This window comes from Undibacterium sp. Ji83W (genome assembly GCF_049340385.1).
Lineage (GTDB): Bacteria > Pseudomonadota > Gammaproteobacteria > Burkholderiales > Burkholderiaceae_D > Undibacterium.
Map to the genome: position 1 here is coordinate 71,503 of NZ_JBMPOZ010000006.1, position 21,187 is coordinate 92,689.

The 21,187-nt window shown below is 53.2% G+C and carries 17 protein-coding genes; 12 read left to right on the plus strand and 5 right to left on the minus strand.

The window, feature by feature from the left end:
• The first annotated feature begins 19 nt into the window (after positions 1-19).
• From ACO0LD_RS12230 to ACO0LD_RS12250, 5 genes are all read left to right on the plus strand, one after another.
• Positions 20-871: an HDOD domain-containing protein gene (locus tag ACO0LD_RS12230; protein WP_423007079.1), complete on the plus strand. Its 852-nt coding sequence runs from the start codon at positions 20-22 to the stop codon at positions 869-871.
• A 152-nt stretch (positions 872-1,023) separates the two neighbouring features.
• Positions 1,024-2,004 carry an MBL fold metallo-hydrolase gene (locus ACO0LD_RS12235; protein WP_423007081.1) on the plus strand — a complete coding sequence of 327 codons (981 nt, stop codon included), beginning with the start codon at positions 1,024-1,026 and terminating at the stop codon, positions 2,002-2,004.
• A gap of 78 nt (positions 2,005-2,082) precedes the next feature.
• Complete coding sequence (locus ACO0LD_RS12240; RefSeq protein WP_423007083.1) at positions 2,083-3,321, plus strand: cytochrome P450; 1,239 nt, start codon at positions 2,083-2,085, stop codon at positions 3,319-3,321.
• A 31-nt stretch (positions 3,322-3,352) separates the two neighbouring features.
• The gene (locus tag ACO0LD_RS12245) at positions 3,353-4,525 is read left to right on the plus strand and encodes an ABC transporter substrate-binding protein (RefSeq protein WP_423007085.1); all 1,173 of its coding nucleotides are present in this window, start codon (positions 3,353-3,355) and stop codon (positions 4,523-4,525) included.
• A 649-nt stretch (positions 4,526-5,174) separates the two neighbouring features.
• Positions 5,175-6,197: a BMP family ABC transporter substrate-binding protein gene (locus ACO0LD_RS12250; RefSeq protein WP_423007087.1), complete on the plus strand. Its 1,023-nt coding sequence runs from the start codon at positions 5,175-5,177 to the stop codon at positions 6,195-6,197.
• A 31-nt stretch (positions 6,198-6,228) separates the two neighbouring features.
• Here the strand turns inward: ACO0LD_RS12250 and ACO0LD_RS12255 are convergent, their stop codons facing one another.
• From ACO0LD_RS12255 to xdhA, 5 genes are all read right to left on the minus strand, one after another.
• Entirely contained in the window at positions 6,229-6,483 is a 255-nt protein-coding gene (locus ACO0LD_RS12255; protein ID WP_423007089.1) for a 4-oxalocrotonate tautomerase, read from the minus strand.
• Between the two features lie 20 nt (positions 6,484-6,503).
• Positions 6,504-7,823, minus strand: a complete 1,320-nt coding sequence (gene guaD / locus ACO0LD_RS12260; RefSeq protein ID WP_423007469.1) for a guanine deaminase — start codon at positions 7,821-7,823, stop codon at positions 6,504-6,506.
• Positions 7,824-8,127: 304 nt separating this feature from the next.
• Positions 8,128-9,225, minus strand: a complete 1,098-nt coding sequence (xdhC, locus tag ACO0LD_RS12265) for a xanthine dehydrogenase accessory protein XdhC (RefSeq protein ID WP_423007091.1) — start codon at positions 9,223-9,225, stop codon at positions 8,128-8,130.
• 7 nt (positions 9,226-9,232) lie between these two features.
• Positions 9,233-11,611 carry a xanthine dehydrogenase molybdopterin binding subunit gene (xdhB, locus tag ACO0LD_RS12270; protein WP_423007093.1) on the minus strand — a complete coding sequence of 793 codons (2,379 nt, stop codon included), beginning with the start codon at positions 11,609-11,611 and terminating at the stop codon, positions 9,233-9,235.
• Positions 11,612-11,625: 14 nt separating this feature from the next.
• Positions 11,626-13,107 (minus strand): xanthine dehydrogenase small subunit, encoded by a 1,482-nt coding sequence (gene xdhA / locus ACO0LD_RS12275; RefSeq protein WP_423007095.1) that lies wholly within the window; start codon positions 13,105-13,107, stop codon positions 11,626-11,628.
• Between the two features lie 454 nt (positions 13,108-13,561).
• On the opposite strand from xdhA, the gene ACO0LD_RS12280 reads away from it, so the two are divergent.
• The 7 genes from ACO0LD_RS12280 to ACO0LD_RS12310 all read left to right on the plus strand — a co-directional run bounded on the left by ACO0LD_RS12280 (position 13,562) and on the right by ACO0LD_RS12310 (position 21,177).
• The gene (locus ACO0LD_RS12280; RefSeq protein ID WP_423007097.1) at positions 13,562-13,894 is read left to right on the plus strand and encodes an antibiotic biosynthesis monooxygenase family protein; all 333 of its coding nucleotides are present in this window, start codon (positions 13,562-13,564) and stop codon (positions 13,892-13,894) included.
• Complete coding sequence (locus ACO0LD_RS12285; RefSeq protein WP_423007099.1) at positions 13,891-14,541, plus strand: HAD-IA family hydrolase; 651 nt, start codon at positions 13,891-13,893, stop codon at positions 14,539-14,541. Before ACO0LD_RS12280 ends, ACO0LD_RS12285 begins: the two co-directional genes overlap by 4 nt.
• On the plus strand, positions 14,538-15,128 hold the full coding sequence (locus ACO0LD_RS12290; RefSeq protein WP_423007101.1) for a hypothetical protein: 591 nt from the start codon (positions 14,538-14,540) through the stop codon (positions 15,126-15,128). Before ACO0LD_RS12285 ends, ACO0LD_RS12290 begins: the two co-directional genes overlap by 4 nt.
• A 102-nt stretch (positions 15,129-15,230) precedes the next feature.
• A complete protein-coding gene (locus ACO0LD_RS12295; RefSeq protein WP_423007103.1) occupies positions 15,231-16,301 on the plus strand; it encodes a hypothetical protein in 1,071 nt (356 codons plus the stop codon).
• Positions 16,298-18,145 (plus strand): AAA family ATPase, encoded by a 1,848-nt coding sequence (locus tag ACO0LD_RS12300; protein WP_423007105.1) that lies wholly within the window; start codon positions 16,298-16,300, stop codon positions 18,143-18,145. The genes ACO0LD_RS12295 and ACO0LD_RS12300 overlap by 4 nt, the downstream gene beginning before the upstream one ends.
• Positions 18,142-18,798 (plus strand): 4Fe-4S single cluster domain-containing protein, encoded by a 657-nt coding sequence (locus ACO0LD_RS12305; protein WP_423007107.1) that lies wholly within the window; start codon positions 18,142-18,144, stop codon positions 18,796-18,798. The genes ACO0LD_RS12300 and ACO0LD_RS12305 overlap by 4 nt, the downstream gene beginning before the upstream one ends.
• Positions 18,799-21,177, plus strand: coding sequence for a protein kinase domain-containing protein (locus ACO0LD_RS12310; RefSeq protein WP_423007109.1), 2,379 nt, complete (start codon positions 18,799-18,801; stop codon positions 21,175-21,177).
• Positions 21,178-21,187: the final 10 nt, after the last annotated feature.

Genomic DNA, 21,187 nt, shown 5'->3' on the forward strand with positions numbered 1-21,187 from the left:
CTGCTCCAACAAACACATTATGAACAAGTCGGCAGCATTAAAGAGTATTGTTGAACAAGCCAGCAAGGGTGATCTGGTCTTCCCGACCAATGTCAACGCCTCGCTGAAGATACAACAAGCTCTCGACGACCCGGACTGCGGTATAGAGACAGCCGCAAAACTGGTCATGACTGAACCCCTGATGTCAGCCCGCGTGGTTGCCATTGCCAATTCTGTTGCCTATAACCGCTTCGGCGGCGGCGTCACCAATATCCGCACGGCCATCACCATCCTCGGTTTCAATACCCTGCGCTCAGTCACTGCCGCTGTCGTCATGCGCCAGTTAAGCGCCGCGGTCTCTGACCCGGCCATACGCAGCAAGATGGAGGCCCTGTGGCGGCATTCAGCTTATGTAGCTGCACTGGCCCACCTGATTGCCCGCAAGGTCAGCAAGGTAGATGCCGAAACTGCGCTGTTCGCTGGCATCGTGCATGAAGTTGGTGGTTTTTACCTGCTGTCGCGGGCACAGGAATTCCCGGCCTTGCTGGAAATCGATGCTACTCCAACTGCCACAGATGCCCTGGCAGAAACCGATGAAACCTTCATAGGCCGCGCCGTCCTGAACAAATTGCTGGTACCCAAACGCGTGGTATCAGCGGTAGAAGCCCTGTGGTATGGCATGCGCGTCATGCCACCAGAAACCCTGGGCGACACCCTCTTGCTGGCGAACGAACTGGCCGCCGTGCCATCACCGCTGGACCCACGCTCGCCAGAAAGCATACGGCAGTCAGCCTCGGAAATTGATTTTGCGGTGGGCGAAGGTACCTTGACTTCCATCCTGTCTGAATCGGCTGAAGAAGTCGATGCCCTGACTGCGTCCCTGATCAGCTAATACTGGTCAGCAGGCGAACCAGTGGCTCCCAACGAAGTTGGCAGAAATTCGGCATAATAGCTGTCGCATTTACAATTTTTGTGCCTCCTACAGCAAGCTGTCAGACTAAGTCAGCAGCATGCTGCATCCCCGCCATCTTCAAAGGAAAAACCATGCAATTGAAAAGTTTGCTCCGTTCCGGCCTGTTCAGTTCTTCCATTCTCGCTGGCATCGCCGTGTTTGGCATACCTGCCATTAGCGCCCACGCTGCCGCACCGATGGCAAAAACCAGCGCGCCGGGTTTTTACCGCACCATGCTGGGTGATTTTGAAGTCACCGCCTTGTCTGACGGTACTGTACCCCTGCCAGTCGATAAACTGCTGACCAATACCACGCCAGAAAAAGTCGGCAAGGCGCTTGCCAAATATCATCAGCAGAGCCCGGTCGTCACCTCGTTCAATGCCTTCCTCATCAATACCGGCAGCAAGCTGATTTTGATCGATAGCGGTGCTGGTGTATTTTTTGGTCCTACCGTCGGCAAGCTGCAGGTTAACCTGAAAGCATCCGGTTACCTGCCTGAGCAAGTTGATGAAATCTACATCACCCACATGCATACTGACCACATCGGTGGCCTGGTGGATGGTGACAAAGCCGTATTCCCTAATGCCACCATACGCATAGACCAGCATGATACGGATTACTGGTTAAGCCAGGCCAACCTGGACAAAGCCAAAGCGGACGCCAAAGGCAGCTTTGAAAAAGCCATCGCCATCCTGAAACCCTATGTGCAGGCAGGCAAACTAAAACCGTTTGAAGGTGATACGGAACTGTCACCCGGTATCAAGGCAGTAGTAGCACATGGCCATACCCCTGGCCACAGCACCTATAAAGTCGAAAGCAAGGGACAGACCCTGATGCTGTGGGGTGACCTGATGCACGTCGCAGCCGTGCAGTTTGACGACCCCACTGTCACCATACAATTCGATAGCGACAGCAAGGCTGCCTATGCACAAAGGCAAAAAGCCTACGCTGATGCAGCGCAGCATGGCTATCTGGTCGGAGCCGCCCATCTGGCATTTCCTGCACTGGGTTATGTGCGCAAAGAAGGTAAGGGCTATGCCTGGACGCCACTGAATTATGCACCATTGCCATAATCTGAATTGTCGTCTGCCTGATTGACAGTACCCGGCAAATCGGACACAGTGCAAACTCTGTCCTTTGCCGGGTTTTTTATGAATCCTGAGTATCAGAATAACTCTTCATCATCTCTGAAAATTGCAGATGATTTTGACCTGCGCCACCTGCCCGCAGATTTTTACCAGAACCCCTATCCCTACTACCACGCCCTGCGCGAGCAGACACCCGTGCGCAAAATGCCGGATGGCTCTTACCTGCTGACGCGCTATGCCGACCTGGTACATGTCTACAAGGATGCGAAGACCTTTAGCTCGGACAAGAAGCTGGAATTCAAACCCCGCTATGGTGATTCGCTGCTGTATGAACACCACACCAACAGCCTGGTCTTCAATGACCCGCCGCTGCATACGCGGGTGCGCCGCCTCATCATGGGTGGTCTGACACCGGCAGCCATGGCGGATACCGAACCCGGTCTGATTAAGCTGGTAGATGGTTTGCTGGACCAGATGGCTGACAAGAGCGAGGTAGATCTCATCACGGATTTCGCCTCTGCCATACCGGTAGAAATCATCGGCAATTTGCTGGCTGTGCCACATGATGAACGCGAGCCTTTGCGCGAGTGGTCACTCGCCATACTGGGTGCGCTGGAACCCGCCATCACGCCAGAATTTTTTGCCTATGCCAATCAATGTGTCGCCGAATTTCTGGATTACCTGAAACAACTGGTGGCACAGCGCCGGCTGCATCCCGGAGACCCAAAAACCGATATGCTGACGCGCCTGATAGAAGGCGAAGCCAACGGCGAAAAACTGACTGAAACCGAGCTCTTGCAAAACTGTGTTTTCCTGCTCAATGCCGGGCATGAAACCACCACCAACCTGATAGGCAATGGCCTGGTCGCCCTGCAGGAATGGCCAGAACAAAAAGCCCGCCTGATCGCCCAGCCAGAAATGATCAACACTGCCATAGAAGAATTCCTGCGCTTTGAAAGTTCCAACCAGTTGGGTAACCGCATGACGACGGTGGATACGCAAATCGGCGACGTCGCTATCGCCGCTGGCAGCCGCATCAGCCTGTGCATAGGTGCGGCCAATCGCGATCCTTTGCAATTCCCTGATCCTGACCAACTCGACCTCAGCCGCGGCCCGAACCGTCATCTGGCTTTCGCCTCCGGCATACACCAGTGCGCGGGCATGTTTTTGGCTCGGCTCGAAGGCAGGGTAGCAATTTCCCGCCTGCTGGCACGCTTCCCGAATTACCAATTAAGCGCCGCACCCGTCAGGGGTGGACGCGCACGCTTCCGCGGGTTTTTATCAGTACCCTGCAAACTATAAAACGACTCACAACAAAAAATACGGAGACAAAATGAAGACAAATATACACATCAAAAAAAACCTGCTGGCAGCAGCAGCGATCATGCTGTGCGCCAGCATCAGTATCAATGCGCAGGCACAGATCAAGATAGGCGTCACCATTTCATCGACGGGCCCAGCTGCATCTTTAGGCATCCCTGAGAAAAATGCGATTGCCATGCTACCCAAAGAAATAGCAGGCAAAAAAGTCGAGTACATCGTCCTCGATGATGCATCTGACACCACGCAAACAGTGACCAATACCCGCAAGCTGATCTCGGAAGAAAAAGTCGATGCCATCATAGGTTCGACCACTACGCCCAACTCCCTCGCCATGCTGGGTGTCATCGGTGAAGGCAAGACCCCAACCATCAGCCTCGCATCCAGCAACCGCATCATAGAACCCATGGATGCGAATAAAGCCTGGATGTTCAAGACGCCGCAAACCGACACCATGATGGCGATTGCGATTGCCGAAGACATGAGCAAAAAAGGTGTCAAGACCATGGGCTTCATCGGCTTCTCGGATGCCCTCGGTGAAGCCTTTCTGGTGGAAGTGACGAAGTATGCCGAGCTCAAAAAAATCAAAGTCGTGGCGACAGAACGCTTCAGCCGCAATGATAACAGCGTGGTCGGCCAGGTCTTGAAACTGATGTCCGGCAACCCCGATGCCATCGTCGTCGGCGCCTCAGGCACACCCGCCGCCCTGCCTCCCAAAACCCTGGCAGAGCGCGGCTACAAAGGCCGCATCTACCACAACCACGGTGTCGCCAACAGTGACTTCCTGCGCGTCTGCGGCAAAGACTGCGACGGCACCTACCTGCCCACCGGCCCGGTCATGGTCGCCAAACAACTGGCCGACAACAACCCCGTAAAAAAAGCCGCCCTGGATTTTTCCAACAAGTTTGAGACCACTTACGGCGCTGGCAGCCTGGCCGCATTCGCATCTTATGCCTGGGACGCTGGCCTGCTGCTACAACAAGCCATCCCAGTCGCCTTGAAAAAAGCTGCCCCCGGCTCTGCAGAATTCCGCGCCGCCTTGCGCGACGCGCTGGAAGCGACACAAGGTCTGGCGACCACCAACGGTGTCGTCAACATGAGCAAATCCGATCACCTGGGCCTCGATCAAAGAGCGCGTGTCATGGTGCAGATCAAGGGCGGGAAATGGGTTTATCAGGGGGAGTAAGGAGAGAAAATTTTAACTGACTAGTCAACAGCAATAACCGCATTGCTGTTGCTGTTGCTGTTGAATTTAGCAGTTCCCATGTGTCGACGCCATTTGTGCATTACAGAAAATGGAAAGAGAAAGACCGATGTTTGAGGTATAGCAGGGGTTTCGGACAGCATGCTGTCCGCCTGCGTAACGACATGCGCTTGCAAGCGCATGTTCCTAAAGCAAGGCCGCAGGCGAGTTTTCGGGCTTTCCCATTTTTTGTAATGCACAAATGGGAACCCCGCAGGGGCGACGACGCCTGGGTCGCCTTTCTTTGAGTACTTTCTTTGGCGACACAAAGAAAGTATTTCGGCCGCCGGGCCGAGACCCGGCTTGCATCCACGAAGGGTAATCGCTTTAATCAAAGTACGACAATGCAACAAACGACGCTAGGCTCCAGCCTTCGCTGGAGCGACGTTAATACGATAGCGATTTATCGTCTTCAATTCATATAGTCCATCGCAAAAAAACTAACGGCAACTAACACAAGCCCCCTCCCTCTCTATCCCCCCAAAACCATATTCAATATTACCTTCACAAACCTCTATCCCAACAATTTTCCTCCAAGATAAAAGCTCATGCTGACCCCGAAGCCAGCAGTAAAAATACCCGGAGGACGACCATGCAAACCCACATCCGCAATAACACAATCTTCAGGACAGCACTACTGATCATGAGCCTCATGATCAGCATGACAAACAATCCAGCCCGCGCCGCAGAAGCACAAAAAATCTTCTACGTACGCCCAGTCCCCGACAACGACGACCCTTATTTGCAACAAGGCAGCGACGGCATCAAACAGGCAGCGCAAATGTACCAGATGCAAGCCACCACCTTAGCCAGCCAGTCCGACCGTACAGGCAGGCAAAAGCAGCTGGAAAATGCCATCAGGCTGGGGGCGAATATCATCGTCATGATAGGCTATGAATTCAGGGAATTGCTGGACAGCGTGCCACGTACAGCGCTACAAGTACGTTTCGTGATACTGGAACAATGCATCACTAATCCACCACCGAACCTGCTCTGCATCAGCTTTCGTGAAAGCGAGGCCAGTTACCTGGCAGGTATGGAGGCGGCACTAGTGTCAGCCAGTGGCAAGATAGGCGTCATTGGTGCAGTGAAAACGCCATTAAAACAAAAGCCTGTTGATGCCTTCATCGCTGGTGCCAGGTCAGTCAGGCCGGATGCTGACCTGAACCACATCGTCTGGATAGAAGGCAGCCAGCCCTTCAATGACACAACGCGTGCCGAGGCACTGGCGAAGAGCATGCTGGCCGATGGTGTGGACATGATTTATGCCACCGCTGGCAGCAGCAATAATGGGGTGTTCAAAGCGCTTGCTGGTAACACCAAGGCGCGGGCCATAGGCAGTTATGTGAATCAGTGCCCGAAAACTGCGGGCAAGGTTATCGACAATATGCAGGTGCATGGTGATACAGCTATCAGCCTGGCGGTTGCTGCCATTCTGGGTGGATCAACTGCGACCAGAATTGAATATGGTTTGAAAGAAGGCGCAGTATCGCTGACCGGTATCAGCACTGATGCGGCATATTCCGATTGCGATATCCTGCGCCAGCGGCCAGTGCTGCAAAAACTGCGCGAAGCTAGTCAGACCATTATCAAGGGCAAGCTGAAAGTTGAGTGAAGCGTATATTCTCAGCGTTCTCTGGCTTGCTTCAGCCTTTAGTTTTCTCTGACCACAATACGCCAGCAGTCGCCCAGTTATCACGACTGACATCTTGCAAAATGATGCTGACGCTTTCGGGCGCAGCACCCAGTGTCTGACAGGTTGCTTCGGTGAGTGCTTTGACAAATGCACGTTTTTGTTCCGGAGTACGGCCTTCAAACATTTGTACCTGAATAGTTGGCATATGGCTTCCTTTGAATAAGTGATTACTGGTCTGCTGCAAGATAAAGCAGACCAGTATCATATGCCAGACAGCATTTATTTTCAGGCGGCGCGCCGATGAACCAGTTTGCCTGCAGCATAGGTTGCCGCTACCGTCCTGTCATCGCCCAGCAAAGCCAGTGCGAATAATAATTCATCCAGGCTCTCGGTATGCCCGGTACGGCGTGCCAGCAAGGGTGTAGCCTGCGGGTCAAGCACGATGAAATCGGCTTCTGCATCCTTGACGAAATTACCTATCGTGCCTTCAAGCTGCATGCTGCGTGCACCACCCAGGGTTGCCAGGTAAAACATGCGCAGCGCAGGCAGGTAGGTACCTCCCAGACGTGCCATTTTGTAGGCTTCATTCATGGTGCGCAGCATGGAGAATGAAGTACCGCCACCGACATCGGTTGCCAGTGAAAGGCTGACTTGCTGGGCATCGGCGCGTTCAAAATTGAACAGGCCGCTGCCGAGGAAGAGATTGGAGGTCGGGCACATCGCCACCGCTGATTGCGTCTCTGCCATGCGCGCACGGTCGGCATCGTCGAGCCAGATGCAATGGCCGTACATGGCGCGCGGGCGCAGCATGCCGTACTGGTCATATACATCGAGGTAACTGCGTGCTTTGGGATACAGGGATTTGACCCAGGCCACTTCATCGGTATTTTCTGCGACATGGGTCTGCAGGAAAGTATCGGGATAAGCCTGCGCCAGTTCACCTGCGAGCTGCATTTGTGCGTCGCTGGAGGTAGGTGCAAAGCGTGGGGTGATCGCATACAACTGGCGGCCACGTTTATGCCATTTCTTGATCAGGGTTTCGCTGTCGCGTATGCCACCCTCGGCGGTATCGCGCAGGAATTCAGGGCAATTCCTGTCCATCAAGACCTTGCCCGCCACCATGCGCAGATTGCGTGCTTCACTCTCGGCAAAAAAGGCTTCGACGGATTCTGGATGGACAGTGCAATACACCATGGCTGTCGTGGTGCCTGAGCGCAGTAATTCATCAATGAAAAAATGCGCGACCTGGGCACTGTGATTGATGTCTGCAAACTGACGTTCAGTCGGGAAGGTATAAGTCTCCAGCCAGGGCAGCAAACCGGGCGCTGGCGAGGCGATCATGTCAGTCTGGGGGTAGTGGATGTGAGTGTCGATAAAACCCGGCACAATGAGTTTGCCGCGGTAATCGATGACCTCTGTCCCCTCGGGCAGGCTGGCATGCAATTGCGCATATTCGCCTGCGGCGACGATCTTGCCGTCGTCGACAATCAACAGGCCATCTTCATGCCAGGCATAAGCCTGCGCATGAAAGGCAGGGTCTTGCTGGAAATGCAGCACGCTGGCGCGGTAAGCTTGCAGCGTGTTTTTACTTGAAATATTGCTCATCGTGGTCTTTCTGGATTCTTGTCTTGCAGGCGCAATCAAGCCAGACCACGACTTGTTCATCAAGTCTGCCGGTCTGGCGTCACATTCGCATTGTTCTGGTGGGTGCTAAGCGCTAACAGCGAGAGTTTAACGCTTAGCCAGCAAGTGACACTCATATAGTGAACTGTAACAGTAAAAAACAGAGTGCCTTCCACTTGCGCGACGATCATGGCTGCGTTGCAAATGCTCGCGATAGTTCACTATCGCTGCGCTTTGCGCCTCGCCCTGATCGCCGGGCAAGCGTCTTTCACTTCCGTTTTTACTATTACAGTCCACTTGCCTGTCTTTCTGTATTAGATGCAAAAACATCAGCGCCTATACGCGCAAGCACGCGGCTGAGTTCTTTTTGCTGATGAATTTCATGCTCTTCCCAGACTTGCAAGAGCTGGGCAACCACGGAGGCAGCGATCACTGCGGGTTGCTTGCCATGTATGCCGGGCAAACCTATGGGGCACACCATGTCATTGAGACGGGTAGCCGGTATGCCGCGTTCACGCAGGCGGCGTTCAAACTGCACGCGCTTGGTTTGTGAGCCTATAAGGCCAAACCAGCCCACGTCTGGCAGGCGCAGGATGTGTTCAGACAGTTTTTGGTCCAGTGCATGACTATGTGTGAGCACCAGGAAAGATGTTCCTGGTGCTGCCTTGGCGATCAAGGCTTCTGGCGTATCCGTCGCTTCTACCGTGACATTGGCTGCCAGCCTGGTGGGGAACATGTCTTCGCGTTCATCGACCCAGGTGATACGGCAAGGCAAGTCAGCCATGGCACGCACGATGGCGGCACCGACATGGCCAGCACCAAACAACATCAGGTGGGCGCGGTAAGCGAGGCAGGAATCCAGCAGCCAGCGCTGGCCTGCCTTATCGGTCAAGACCTGGCAGGGATTGCTGGTATCGATTTGCACTGGCAAACCCACGGGCCAGGCCGGGCCTGTCAGGTGGGTGCCATTGGCATCACACAAGGTTGGCGCTTGCGCACTGTCCAGCGCCAGCAAACGCCAGCTATCCTGCCCTAACCGCCAACGCTGGTTCAGGCAATTCAGATAAGCCAGGCTATCAGCCTGCACGCGTTCAAAGGCCAGGTGTACGACGCCGCCGCAGCATTGCCCCAGGCTGGGGCCTAGCGGGAAGCGTTCAAAGCGGCGCTGGGCGGCAAGCTGGCTTTCGGGCATGGCCAGCATGCTGCGGGCAATTTCTGTTGCCTTCATTTCGAGATGACCGCCACCTATGGTGTCGAATAATTCATCTGCCGTGACCAGCATCTTGGCTCCCGGTTCACGCGGGCCGGAACCCAAGACAGTAGCGACCGTCACCAGTATCTTGGGTGCGGACTGACTGGCGATAGCGTTTAACCAAAGCTTCATATGCGGCTCACTTTTCCTGGCTGGATGATGCTGCCATTGCTTCTACGCCATTGATGGCGGACAAAATCGCTTCACTGGTTGCCGGTGCATTCAACGGCGGGTTGTAGCGGTACTCTGCCACGCTGGCAATCGCATCACGTATTGCAAAGAAAACAGAAAACGGCAACAGCAAAGGCGGTTCACCGACGGCCTTGGACCTGTGTATGCTGTCTTGCACATTGCGGTTCTTGTAGAGGCTCACGCGGAAGTCTTCAGGACAATCAGAAATCGCCGGTATCTTGTAGGTTGAAGGTGCATGCGTCATCAGCTTGCCACCCTTGTTCCACCATAATTCTTCTGTGGTCAGCCAGCCCATGCCCTGTATGAACGCACCTTCCACCTGGCCGATATCAATGGCAGGGTTCAGAGAATTACCGGCATCGTAGAGCGCATCGGCACGCAAGAGTTTCCATTCACCAGTCAGGGTATCGACAATGACTTCAGATACCGAAGCACCATAGGCATAGTAAGAGAAGGGATTACCGCTCATGGTCTTGGGGTCCCAGTGCAAGCCCGGTGTCGCATAAAAACCGTCAGACCATAATTGCACCCGCGCCAGGTAGGCTTTTTGCACCAGGGCTTCAAACGGGATATCAAGCCCATTGACACTGACCAGGCCTGCCGCAAAGCGTATGTCTGCCAGTTCGCCACCATAAGTTTTTACTGCAAATTCAGCGAGGCGCTGGCGCAGGGTATGCGCGGCGTTTTGCGCAGCCTTGCCATTCAAATCTGCACCCGTCGAAGCAGCTGTGGCCGAGGTATTCGCAACCTTGCTGGTATCAGTGGCGGTAGCGCGTACCTTGTCCAGGTTAAGGCCCAGCTCATGGGCGACTACCTGACACACCTTGGTATTCACGCCCTGCCCCATTTCACAACCACCATGATTAACGAGCACCGAGCCATCGGTATAGATGTGTACCAAAGCACCAGCCTGGTTCAGGTGCGTGACGTTGAAGGCGATACCAAATTTAACCGGCGTCAGTGCCAGGCCTTTTTTGAGGACGAGGCTGCTGGCGTTGAACGCTTTAATGTCAGCACGGCGCTGTTGATATTCGCTGCTGGTTTCGAGTTCTGCCACCAGTTCATGGATGACGTTATCGACAACCTTCTGGCCATACTGGGTGATATTGCGCCCCTCTTCATCATTGCGGCCATAGAAATTGATCTTGCGTATCTCCAACGCATCCTTGTTCAGGTCGCGGGCGATATTGTCGACGATGTATTCAATCGCAATCGCCCCTTGCGGGCCACCAAAACCACGGAAGGCGGTATTCGACTGGGTATTGGTCTTGCCGCACATGGCGCGGATATCGACGTCACCAAGGTAGTAGGTGTTATCGAAATGACAGACTGCACGGGTTGCTACCGGTGCTGACAAATCGGCAGAATAACCGGCGCGCGAAACCATCTCTACCCTGGCAGCAATGATGCGGCCTTCATCGTCATAACCGACTTCATAATCATAATGGAAGCAATGGCGTTTGCCTGTCACCATCATGTCGTCATCACGGTCAGCACGCAGCTTGACCGGACGTTTCAGGTGGACGGCAGAGATTGCAGCCGCTGCTGCCCATAGAGCAGATTGTGATTCCTTGCCACCAAAGCCACCGCCCATGCGGCGGCATTCAACCACGATGTTATGGCTGTGTACGCCGAGTGCGTGGGCCACCACATGCTGCATTTCACTGGGGTGTTGGGTAGAACACAGCACCAGCATGCCACGGTCTTCCTTCGGTATCGCGTAAGAAATCTGGCCTTCGAGGTAGAACTGCTCTTGCCCACCCACATACAATTCACCCTTGACGCGGCGAGGTGAACGCTCGAACGCGGCCTGTGTATCACCACGTTGCAAACGCATAGGCGGCAGGACGAAGGACTGGGCTTTTTTTGCTTCTTGCGGTGTCAGTATTGCTGGCAATTCTTCATAGACTATCTCGGCCTTGCGCACGGCGCGACGTGCATTGTCATGCGTATCGGCGACGACGATAAAGATGGGCTGGCCTACATATTCAACCAGGCCTTCTGACAGGATGGGGTCATCATGGATGATGGGGCCACAGTCATTGGTGCCTGGGATATCCTTGGCGGTATATACCGCCACGACGCCACGTGCGCTTTTGACTGCATCAAAATTCATGGACACAATATTTGCATGCGCCTTGGACGACATGCCAAGCGCCGCATGCAAGGTGCCCTGCACTTCAGGGATGTCGTCGGTATAGCGTGCCTCGCCCAGCACATGCAAGACTGCTGATTCATGCGGATGTGATTTACCTACCTCTGCCCAGTCTGCATTGTCTTTGGCGAGGTTTTTGTCAGTCAGGAAAGCTTCAGTTTGGGTATTCATGTTTTCTCCTGAGCTTAAGCTGTGACGGTGACGGGTGCAAAGACATTGATGGCTTGCAGTTTCAGCGGCGCATCGGTACGTGTCTCCAGCCAGAAACGGCGCAAGAGATTTTGTGCTGTCTGCATGCGGTAGGTATTGCTGGCACGCATATCGGTCAGCGGTGTGTAATCCTGCGTCAGCAAGGCCATCGCATTTTTCACTGTCGCTTCATTCCAGGCTTGCCCGTTCAAGGCAGCTTCGGCCAGCGGTGCGCGGCGTGAGGTAGCGGCCATACCGCCGAAGGCGATGTGTGCATCACGCACGATGTCACCATCCAGATTGATTGCAAAAGCGGCGCAGACGGCCGAGATGTCCTGGTCATAGCGCTTGGCGAGTTTATAGGTGCGGAATTGCTGTCCGGCTTTAGGCAGAGGTATGCGCACGGCTGCGACAAATTCGCCAGCTTGCATATCCTTTTTCATATAGTCGAGGTAAAAACTTTCCAGCAACAGAACGCGCTGGCCGCGCACACTGTGCAAGACTATCTCAGCACCCAGGGCGATCATCCAGGGTGCTGAATCACCAATCGGCGAACCATTGGCAACACTGCCACCGAGCGTGCCGGTATTGCGTATGGGTTGCGAAGCAAAGCGCTGCCACATCTCGGTCAGTTCATCCGGATAATGCTGGCAGACTGCGCCATAGGCATCATTCAGTGATACGGCGGCACCTATCTCCAGCATGCCATCCACGGTCTTGATGTGTTTTAACTCATCGACTTCACGCACATAAATGATATTGCCCAGGTCGCGCATTTGCTTGGTCACCCAAAGACCGACATCGGTAGAACCTGCCAGTATGGTGGCCCTGGGATTAGCTTCACGCACCTCAGCCAGTTGCTGCAAAGTGCGCGGCGCATGGAAAGTCTGGCCATCAGCCGTATAACTGAACATCTCGCCACGCTGCAAACCTTGCAGGCCACTGATGACAGCCGCACGGTCAAACTCAGCCGCAGGCAACTCACCCATGCGCTTTGCGGCGTCGATGATGGGGCGGTAACCTGTGCAGCGGCAGAGGTTGCCAGACAGGGTTTCGTCTATCTCCTTGCGGCATGGCGGGACAGTATTACCTTCTTTTTTCAGGTACAGGCTCCACAAGGACATGGCAAACCCCGGCGTGCAAAAGCCGCATTGCGAACCATGGCATTCCACCAGCGCCTGTTGCACAGGATGCAGTTCACCATTCTTTTGTTGTAAGTCTTCTACCGTAAACACGGCTTTGCCATCAAGCGTGGGCAGGAATTGTATGCAGGAATTAACCGATTGCAATTCCAGCTGCCCATGTTTCATTTCACCAACGACTACTGTACAGGCACCACAATCGCCCTCGGCACAACCTTCCTTGGTGCCGGTGCAATGCAAGTCTTCACGTAGATGCTGCAACAGCGTGCGCGTAGGCGCAGCATTGCTGACCTGCTGGATTTGGCCTTGGTAATAGAAACGAATAGGGTCAGACATGAATGCTCCGGTATGAAATTCTTATGGGGCGAGGTTAGCATCCGCGGCGCTGACATCTATATGCATAAAATGATGTAGCTTATCTGCGTGTAAAAATATAAAACACCAAACCAACACCCTGGCAGGCTGGAAAGCCTTGCCAGTATTCAGTATAGACAGTACAGGGAAAAGCGCAGACCAGTGCATGAATGGGGAATATCACGGTTTTTATATACTGAACCGAGCAATCAATACGCCTGGTCTGAGCCCCTGTTTCACTGCCTGCATGATAATCTGGCCTTGCGCTAGGAGATTAATCCACTGTAAGAACGCGGACACTGACCGCTGCAAAAATCAAAACAACATCATCATCGTTACGGTCAATATTCAAACTATGATCAACCATGAAATAAAACTCAAGAAATCTACAAATTTATGTATGATTTGCAACTCTTTTAATCAGCCGGGCTTGCGCATGTACACATCTACGTTCACTTTCAAGAAAAAACAGTACGACGATGTTTTTTATGCGCTGGATGAACAGATAGCCAGCTTGGCTAAATCCACGCCCGGTTATCTCGGTGAAGAGACTTGGGAAAACGCGGCTACGGGCCAGATTTCAAATGTATATTACTGGGACAGCCTGGAAGCCCTGCAGGCCTTGATCGCCAATCCCATACACCAGCAAGCCAAGGCTGCCCAGGCCAACTGGCTGGATGGTTATCAGGTCGTCGTGGCAGAAGTCTTGCGTACCTATGGTGATGGCAAGCTGGAACATCCCTGTGTCATCATTCGCGCTCACGAATGAATAGACCTATCTGCCTGATTTTTGATTGTGATGGCACGCTGGTGGATAGCGAGGGCCTGTGCAACCTTGGATTGCAGATAGAATTACAGCGCTACGGCATAGAAGAAAATCTCGCTGAACTGGCACAGCGGTTTCGTGGCCGCAAATTGACAGATATTTGTAGTGCCTTGTCGCTGCAGCATGGCTTGCATCTGGATGAGAATTTTATCCACAGCTACCGACGCACAGTGGACTTATTATTCGATGAACATTTGCAGGCTATTCCCGGCGTCATCGAAGTTTTGCAGCAACTGGATTTGCCTATGTGTGTGGCATCTGCCGGGCCGCAGCAGAAAATCAGGAAAGCATTAAGTCTGACCGGATTGAGCAAGTTTTTTGGTGAGCATATCTTCAGCTCGTATGACATTTCTTCCTGGAAGCCAGAGCCAGATTTGTTTTTACACGCCGCCAGGCAAATGGGTTTTTCACCAGCAGATTGCGTCGTGATTGAAGACAGCAAGGTAGGCATACAGGCCGCCATCGCGGCAGATATGCAAGCCTGCTGGTTTGGCGATGCGGGACAGGTGGCGACTTATCCACAAGTACCACGATTTTCCAGCATGAATGAGTTACCATTCTTATTGTCGAATCTGCAAATCTACTCATGAAGGCTGCAAATATGAAAACCGGTCTCAGCATAGTTCTGGTTGCCGCTTTATTGAGCAATGCACCAATAGTCAAAGCAAACAGCCAGGATGAACAGGCATTGATGGCTGGCGTGCAGGGTTTTTATGGCTGGGTAGTGAAAAATGGCAAACAGGTTTCAGCCCTGCAGCCGCAAATCAAGGATATTGCGGGCAGCAAGAAATTCCAGCTGGATACCAAAAACCTCAAGACTTTCAGTGGCAAGTTCATGGCTTCCGGCTATTTTGCACCAGACTTTCCTGCAACGCTGGAGCGTTACTATGGCAAGTACCAGCAGCAATTCAAGGCTTATACAGATGCCGAGTTTGCCCAGATGGCCAAGGATGGCCGTGGGCCTCTGATGGAAACAGAAGACATGGATATCTTCTTTTGTGCTCAGGAGTATGAGTACAAGCAGTCTTTCATCAAGAAAATCAAGGCCAAGACTATCAAGCTGGATGGTGACAAAGCCAGTGTTATCGTGGTTTCACCCTATCAGTGGGAAGCTGAATTCAAGTTCGTCAAAGTCGATCAGCGCTGGTTGATTACTGGCTACTGTGTGTTCCAATAAGCCTGTAATCCAGTAAGGCGGCTGCATAAGTCTGTGGCTCATGGCTAGGGTTTTCTTGTGCATGCTATATTATGTTTTCTTGCAACTTCCTGAACAGGGCTTATGAGCGGTCCTACCACCGTTTTGACCAGAGCCGATGCGATGCGGGTTTTGCTGTCAGCAGTAGGCATACGTGCTGCCATGGCTGTCAAGCAGGCGCATCAGGATGCCGGGCTCTTGCGCACGCAACAGAATGAGCGGCAAGCCATTCTGCAAGAACGCCTGCGTGCTGCAACTGGCTTGAGTCAACAGGCTTTGCAGCAGCAATTGCAAACGACAGAGCAAGACTATGCCGATTTATTGCTATTGGCTGAAAAAATAGGCTGCAGTGATCAGGTACAGGCTATTCGTCCGCTGTCTCCACAAGGAGCGGATGAGCAGGAAATCATTACTTACCTGCGTAACTTGCAGGCACTGGTGTATGAGCTCAGACCTGTGCTTTTGCAAGAGTCAGCCAGACGGGCCGATGCCCTCTTTGATCAGACAGATTTTGATGTAGCAACGGCCAGCAGTGCAACTCTGCCGCAAGATCGGTTGGCGCGCTTGCTGAAACGCGTCGCCCACCTGCCACAATTACCAGAAGATATCGCAGGAATGGCAAAAGAGCTGGAAATATCCCTGCCCGGTGAGCGGGCTGATCTGCTTGCCAGCGATTTGCGTCTGCACATCCAGAATTTGCTGGAAGTCGAGAAAAAGCGTGAGGTAGATGAAGCCCAGGCCCTGATACTGGAACAGACTTTGAAAGACCTTGGCTACCAGGTCGAAGAAATATCCCATACCCTGTTTGTAGAGGGCGGCACCGTTCATTTTCGCCGTAGCAGTTGGGATAAATACATGGTACGCATGCGTATAGACAGCAAAACCGGGCAGGCCAATTTCAATGTCGTACGAGCCGTCAAACAAGATGAGAATGAGCGTAGCGTACTCGATCATTTGGCAGAGGACCGTTGGTGCAGCGAATTCCCGACTTTAATGGCCGCGCTCGAAGCACGTGGCATACAAATGCAAGTAACCCGACTATTGCAGGCTGGTGAACTGCCAGTACAATTGGTCGTGGAAGACAAGCTGCCGCAATTTTCAGAAGAAGAGCAAATTCAAAATCATAGACAACAACGTAGCAACAAATTGCCATGAACGTACCTGAAACACGCTGGCTGCAAGATCTGCAGCGTTTGCTGCCTATACGATCCCAATATGTGGTTTCTGGCAGCATACGTGACAGTTTTTTGTTGCCGCTTGATACAGCATCTGGCAGTGCCACCCTGGTGCCGTTTAACCGTGCCTTGTGGGAGTTTTTAAAAAACCAGGACTACAGCCTTTTGCTTGTCTTCGACACGGTTGATGGCTTGCGTGTCTATCCTGACGAGGCGGCACAACGTGATTTGGCCGCTCGCCTGTTCGATGTGAAGTTGACGGAAGGCTGTCAACAAATGAGCCTCGAAAGCCTGGGCAAGCTGATGAAAAAACTCAGTGCTGAGCGCGAAGTACGTTGCGCCCTGGTCCTCGATTTTGCCTCACGCATTACCCGCAAGGCTGACCAATTGAGTGAGGCTGAACATCGCTTCTTTGTCGCTGCAGAAAAAATCTCGCTGAATGCCTCTGCCATAGTCCCGCGTCAGAATGGTGGACCACCGTTATACAATCCCATATTGTGGCTGCTTAACCGTGCGCAGGATTTGCCATCCTGGTTCACGCTCGATAGTGAACGGATTGCGACCCTGCATATCGGCAAACCCGACTTTGAAATGCGCCAGGCTGCGGCACAACAACTGGCACCCTTGTTTGCCGGGTTTGTCGATGCGAAAGCTGATGTCCGCACCCAATTCGTCAAAGCTTTTACTGAAGGAACGGATGGCATGTCCCTGTCTGCCCTGGCAGATATCACTGAGCTGGCGGACCGGCAAAAACTCGCTATCAGTGATATAGATGATGCAGTACGCTGCTATAAAGTTGGGGTGCTGGATAACCCCTGGCGCAAGGAATACCTGCGTGACAAGATACGCGACGCTGAAAATTTTATCGAAGACCGGGTCAAGGGCCAACGTCCTGCAGTCATCAAGACCCTAGATATTCTGAAGCGTTCGGTCATGAGTTTAACTGGGGCGCAAACACGCTCGGTCGGTAGCCGGCCACGCGGGGTGCTGTTTTTTGCGGGCCCTACCGGTGTCGGTAAAACCGAACTGGCCAAGACCCTCACACAACTGGTGTTTGGCGATGAGGCGGCTTACACACGTTTTGACATGAGTGAATTTGCAGAAGAGCATACCAGCGCCAGGTTGCTCGGTGCCCAGCTGGGTTTCATTGATTCTGAAGCTGGTGGCGAACTCACCAACGCCGTCAGGCAAAAGCCTTTTTCTGTCGTGCTGTTTGATGAAATCGAAAAAGCCCATCCGCGCATACTCGATAAATTCTTGCAGATACTCGAAGATGGCCGCCTCACCGATGGCCGTGGTGACACTGCGTATTTTTCTGAAACCATTTTGATCTTCACTTCCAATCTCGGTATCTATGTAGAAGACAATCACGGGCAACGCCATGAAAATGTCAAACCAGGCGACAGCTATGAAACCGTGGAATTCAAGGTGCGCGAAGCCATAGGTAATTATTTCAAATTCAATTTATCACGGCCAGAATTATTGAACCGCATCGGTGACAATATCGTGGTTTTTGATTTTATTTCTGCCGAAGTCGCCGCCAAGATTTTTGATGGCATGCTACGCAATGTCGCGCGTCGCTTGCAGGAAGAGCTCAAACTGCAACTGGCCATGCCAGCGACGGTGCGCGATGAATTGCTGGCACGTTGCATACGAGATCTTAGCAATGGTGGCCGTGGTGTAGGCAACCAGCTGGAATCGAATTTCATCAATCCCTTGTCACGCGCCCTGTTTGAACAGGAACTTGAGGGCAAGCAACGCGTCACCGTGACAGCGATTACCGAAGCCGATAAAGTCATCAGCCTGAGCCTGCAATTAGCATGAAGATTGCCATCAATAAAGCGCATTTCCCGGTCACGGTACTGGGGCCGGGAAGGCGCATAGGTATATGGGTACAGGGTTGCAGCATAGCTTGCAAGGGCTGTGTCTCGCAAGATACCTGGGCCAGGGATGGCAGCAAGGAAATGACAGTCGCAGCTTTGCTGAGCTGGTGCCGCGAAGTCAGTGCCGGGCAATTTGATGGCATCACCATCTCAGGTGGAGAACCTTTTGAGCAGCCCAAAGCCCTGCATGCCTTGCTCGATGGTTTGCATCACTGGCGCAACAGTTCAGGGATGGATTTCGACATACTCTGCTATAGCGGTTATCCACTCGCAACCCTGCAAAAGAAACATGCAGACTTGCTGCAAAAACTCGATGCCCTTATCCCGGAACCTTTTATCGCCAGCAAGCCACTGATCCAGGCCTGGCGCGGCTCATCCAATCAGCCGCTGGTGCTCTTGTCAGACCGCGCCAGGACGCGCATGCAAAGCTATGTCGATGCCCCCATCGATGAACAGGACAAGCGCATACAGACCATGATAGATGGACAGCGTGTATGGTATGTAGGCATACCGGCGCGTGGTGACATGCAGGCACTGGAACAATTATGTGCCAGCCGCGGCTTGACATTTGATAGCGTCAGCTGGAGACCCTGAGTGAGCCAGACCTACATACGCCGCTGCCCCGCATGCGAAACCGAAAACGCGCCCGAAGTCATGCGCTGTGTTTGCGGCACCTTGTTGTCTGGTGTGGACTTGATGGAAAAGCGCGAACAGGCAGAACCTGAAGTTGAAGTAAAACAGGCAATCGTCAGCGCGACAGAATTAATTTGCAGCTATGAAGATTGCGAGCAAAGTAATCCGCCCGGTAGTGAACTATGCGTATATTGCAATCGCCCCTTGATCAAGGAATTAGCAGCAACAACGCCAGATAGCAGCGAGTTTCATAGCCAGATTCACAGCCTGTTGTCATTGCCGCAAGCCCTGCGTGATCGCTACAAAATACTGCATCATTTGCCAACCTTGGGGGCAGAGGCCGAGCTGTTACTGGTAGAGGAAAATACCTCTGCCATACAGCGCGTCGCCAAGATATATCGCCACGGCATATATGGCAAATCTGAAGTCAGGGAAAGACTGCAAGCAGTACCAGCCGAGCACCGCGTGGTCGTGCTGGAAGCGGGTGTCTCGGATGGTCATGCCTATGAGCTCATGGAGTATTGTGAGCTTGGTTCATTAAAAAAATTCGTACAAGACAAACGACCAGATCCTGCCATGCTGGAAAGCATAGTACGTGAACTGGCAACTGCCATCGCCAGTGTGCATAAAGCCGGACTTCTCCACCGCGACCTCAAGCCTGAGAATATCCTGGTGCGCACGCTGCAGCCGCTCGATTTGATACTCACTGACTTTGGTATCTCTTCTGTGCTGGATGCCACGCAAAGGTTGACAGGCACGGCACGCACCTTGCCCTATGCCTCACCAGAAAGCCTGTCCGGCGTCATCGATGCCAAGGCAGATTATTGGGCGCTGGGCATGATCATGCTGGAGCTGGCTCTGGGCCAGCATCCGTTTGCCGGTTTGTCAGAAGCCGTGATCCTGCACCACCTGACCACGCGCGAGCTTGAACTCAATGCCGTGCCGGATGCCTATCTGCGCAAACTGTTGCGCGGCCTGCTGTTGCGTGACCCTAAAAAACGCTGGGGTGAGGAACAGATCATGCGCTGGCTGGCGCGCGATGCCAGCTTGCCAGATGCCGTTGAAACCATGGCCATGGGCGGTTTTCGCGAGCCGTATCATATAGGCCAGTATCTGTGCCACACCCGCGAACAACTGGCAGTGGCGCTGGCCCGCAACTGGGATGATGGCGTCAGGGACATATCGAATGCGCAATTGCTGGCCTGGTTCCGCGACGTACAAAAAGACCAGAACTCAGTGCGGGTCTTGCTGGATATGCGCCAGGATAAAAAGCTCTCGGTAGATGTCCAGTTACTGCGCCTGATCCTGCATCTGGCACCCGGTATACCGCCTGTCTGGCGTGGTGAAACCATAGAATTGCCCGCCATACTCAGCTATGCCAACCGTGCACTGAAAGGCGATGAAGCCGCCAGCAGTTGGCTGAACCAGCTCTATAACTATGGTGTGCTGGAAGCCTATGCCGACGCTGGTAACAAAGAGGTCGCCAGTATCGTGCAAAAATGGCAGCATTGCTGCAAGCAAATCGAGCAGGCCTGGCAAGAAGCTTTTGGCCTGGTGAAAGACTATGCCAGCAAGCAATTACCGGGTGAACATAGCAATATCGACAAACTCATGTACGGCCTTGATACAGATGACAGCGCACCCCTGCATAAATTGCATGCGCGAGTGCTGGCGCTGGCCTATGATGAACGCTGGCCAGAACGACTGCGCAAGCGCCTGGTAGTCGCCTATGCTGGCCTGAGAGCCTATTGCCCCTGGCTGGCTGCGCTGGGTGAGATAGAACAAATGCCGGTCGCTTCGCTGCTGGTACTGGAAGCCCTGTTGCCGGAAGCGCAAAAAGCCGTTGAACGCCAGCAAAAAGCCGAGACCTGGCAGCGCACTTCAGACCAGGATGCTGCACTGGCCATGAAGCAGGAAGTATTGCGCACTATCAAGGCGCTGCGTGTGGCGGCCACTGACAGTCTCTTGCCTGCCAGTGCGGTAGAAGATTTGCACAAGACATTGGACGAGTATTATGTATTGCTGGAAAAACTGCGCGCCTCTGCCAGCACAGAACTGCCATGGCAGGAAGCAAAAAAAGCGGCATTACGCGTAGAGCATATTGCTGCAAAAATATCACGCCTGCTTGATAGCCTGGTGGCACGACGCACAGAAAATCAGGGCTGGGCGGGGCAGGAGATGCAGATTTTCGTTGTCATTGCCGTTATCGCTGTGCCAGTTTTTTTCAGGGGCGGCAATTTTTACTGGATATTGCTATTGGCCCTGGCTGTTGCTGCGTGGCGCTTCTTGCCTAATTTTTTGACCATGCGCAAGATTCGTGAGTTGGGTGAGCAACTATAAATCATGGAGT

What these genes read in the sequence shown, in the direction of transcription:
- ACO0LD_RS12230 (WP_423007079.1), top strand. Translation starts at nt 20, where the DNA reads ATGAACAAGTCGGCAGCATTAAAGAGTATTGTTGAACAAGCCAGCAAG.
- ACO0LD_RS12235 (WP_423007081.1), top strand. Translation starts at nt 1,024, where the DNA reads ATGCAATTGAAAAGTTTGCTCCGTTCCGGCCTGTTCAGTTCTTCCATT.
- ACO0LD_RS12240 (WP_423007083.1), top strand. Translation starts at nt 2,083, where the DNA reads ATGAATCCTGAGTATCAGAATAACTCTTCATCATCTCTGAAAATTGCA.
- ACO0LD_RS12245 (WP_423007085.1), top strand. Translation starts at nt 3,353, where the DNA reads ATGAAGACAAATATACACATCAAAAAAAACCTGCTGGCAGCAGCAGCG.
- ACO0LD_RS12250 (WP_423007087.1), top strand. Translation starts at nt 5,175, where the DNA reads ATGCAAACCCACATCCGCAATAACACAATCTTCAGGACAGCACTACTG.
- ACO0LD_RS12255 (WP_423007089.1), bottom strand. Translation starts at nt 6,483, where the DNA reads ATGATACTGGTCTGCTTTATCTTGCAGCAGACCAGTAATCACTTATTC.
- guaD (WP_423007469.1), bottom strand. Translation starts at nt 7,823, where the DNA reads ATGAGCAATATTTCAAGTAAAAACACGCTGCAAGCTTACCGCGCCAGC.
- xdhC (WP_423007091.1), bottom strand. Translation starts at nt 9,225, where the DNA reads ATGAAGCTTTGGTTAAACGCTATCGCCAGTCAGTCCGCACCCAAGATA.
- xdhB (WP_423007093.1), bottom strand. Translation starts at nt 11,611, where the DNA reads ATGAATACCCAAACTGAAGCTTTCCTGACTGACAAAAACCTCGCCAAA.
- xdhA (WP_423007095.1), bottom strand. Translation starts at nt 13,107, where the DNA reads ATGTCTGACCCTATTCGTTTCTATTACCAAGGCCAAATCCAGCAGGTC.
- ACO0LD_RS12280 (WP_423007097.1), top strand. Translation starts at nt 13,562, where the DNA reads ATGTACACATCTACGTTCACTTTCAAGAAAAAACAGTACGACGATGTT.
- ACO0LD_RS12285 (WP_423007099.1), top strand. Translation starts at nt 13,891, where the DNA reads ATGAATAGACCTATCTGCCTGATTTTTGATTGTGATGGCACGCTGGTG.
- ACO0LD_RS12290 (WP_423007101.1), top strand. Translation starts at nt 14,538, where the DNA reads ATGAAGGCTGCAAATATGAAAACCGGTCTCAGCATAGTTCTGGTTGCC.
- ACO0LD_RS12295 (WP_423007103.1), top strand. Translation starts at nt 15,231, where the DNA reads ATGAGCGGTCCTACCACCGTTTTGACCAGAGCCGATGCGATGCGGGTT.
- ACO0LD_RS12300 (WP_423007105.1), top strand. Translation starts at nt 16,298, where the DNA reads ATGAACGTACCTGAAACACGCTGGCTGCAAGATCTGCAGCGTTTGCTG.
- ACO0LD_RS12305 (WP_423007107.1), top strand. Translation starts at nt 18,142, where the DNA reads ATGAAGATTGCCATCAATAAAGCGCATTTCCCGGTCACGGTACTGGGG.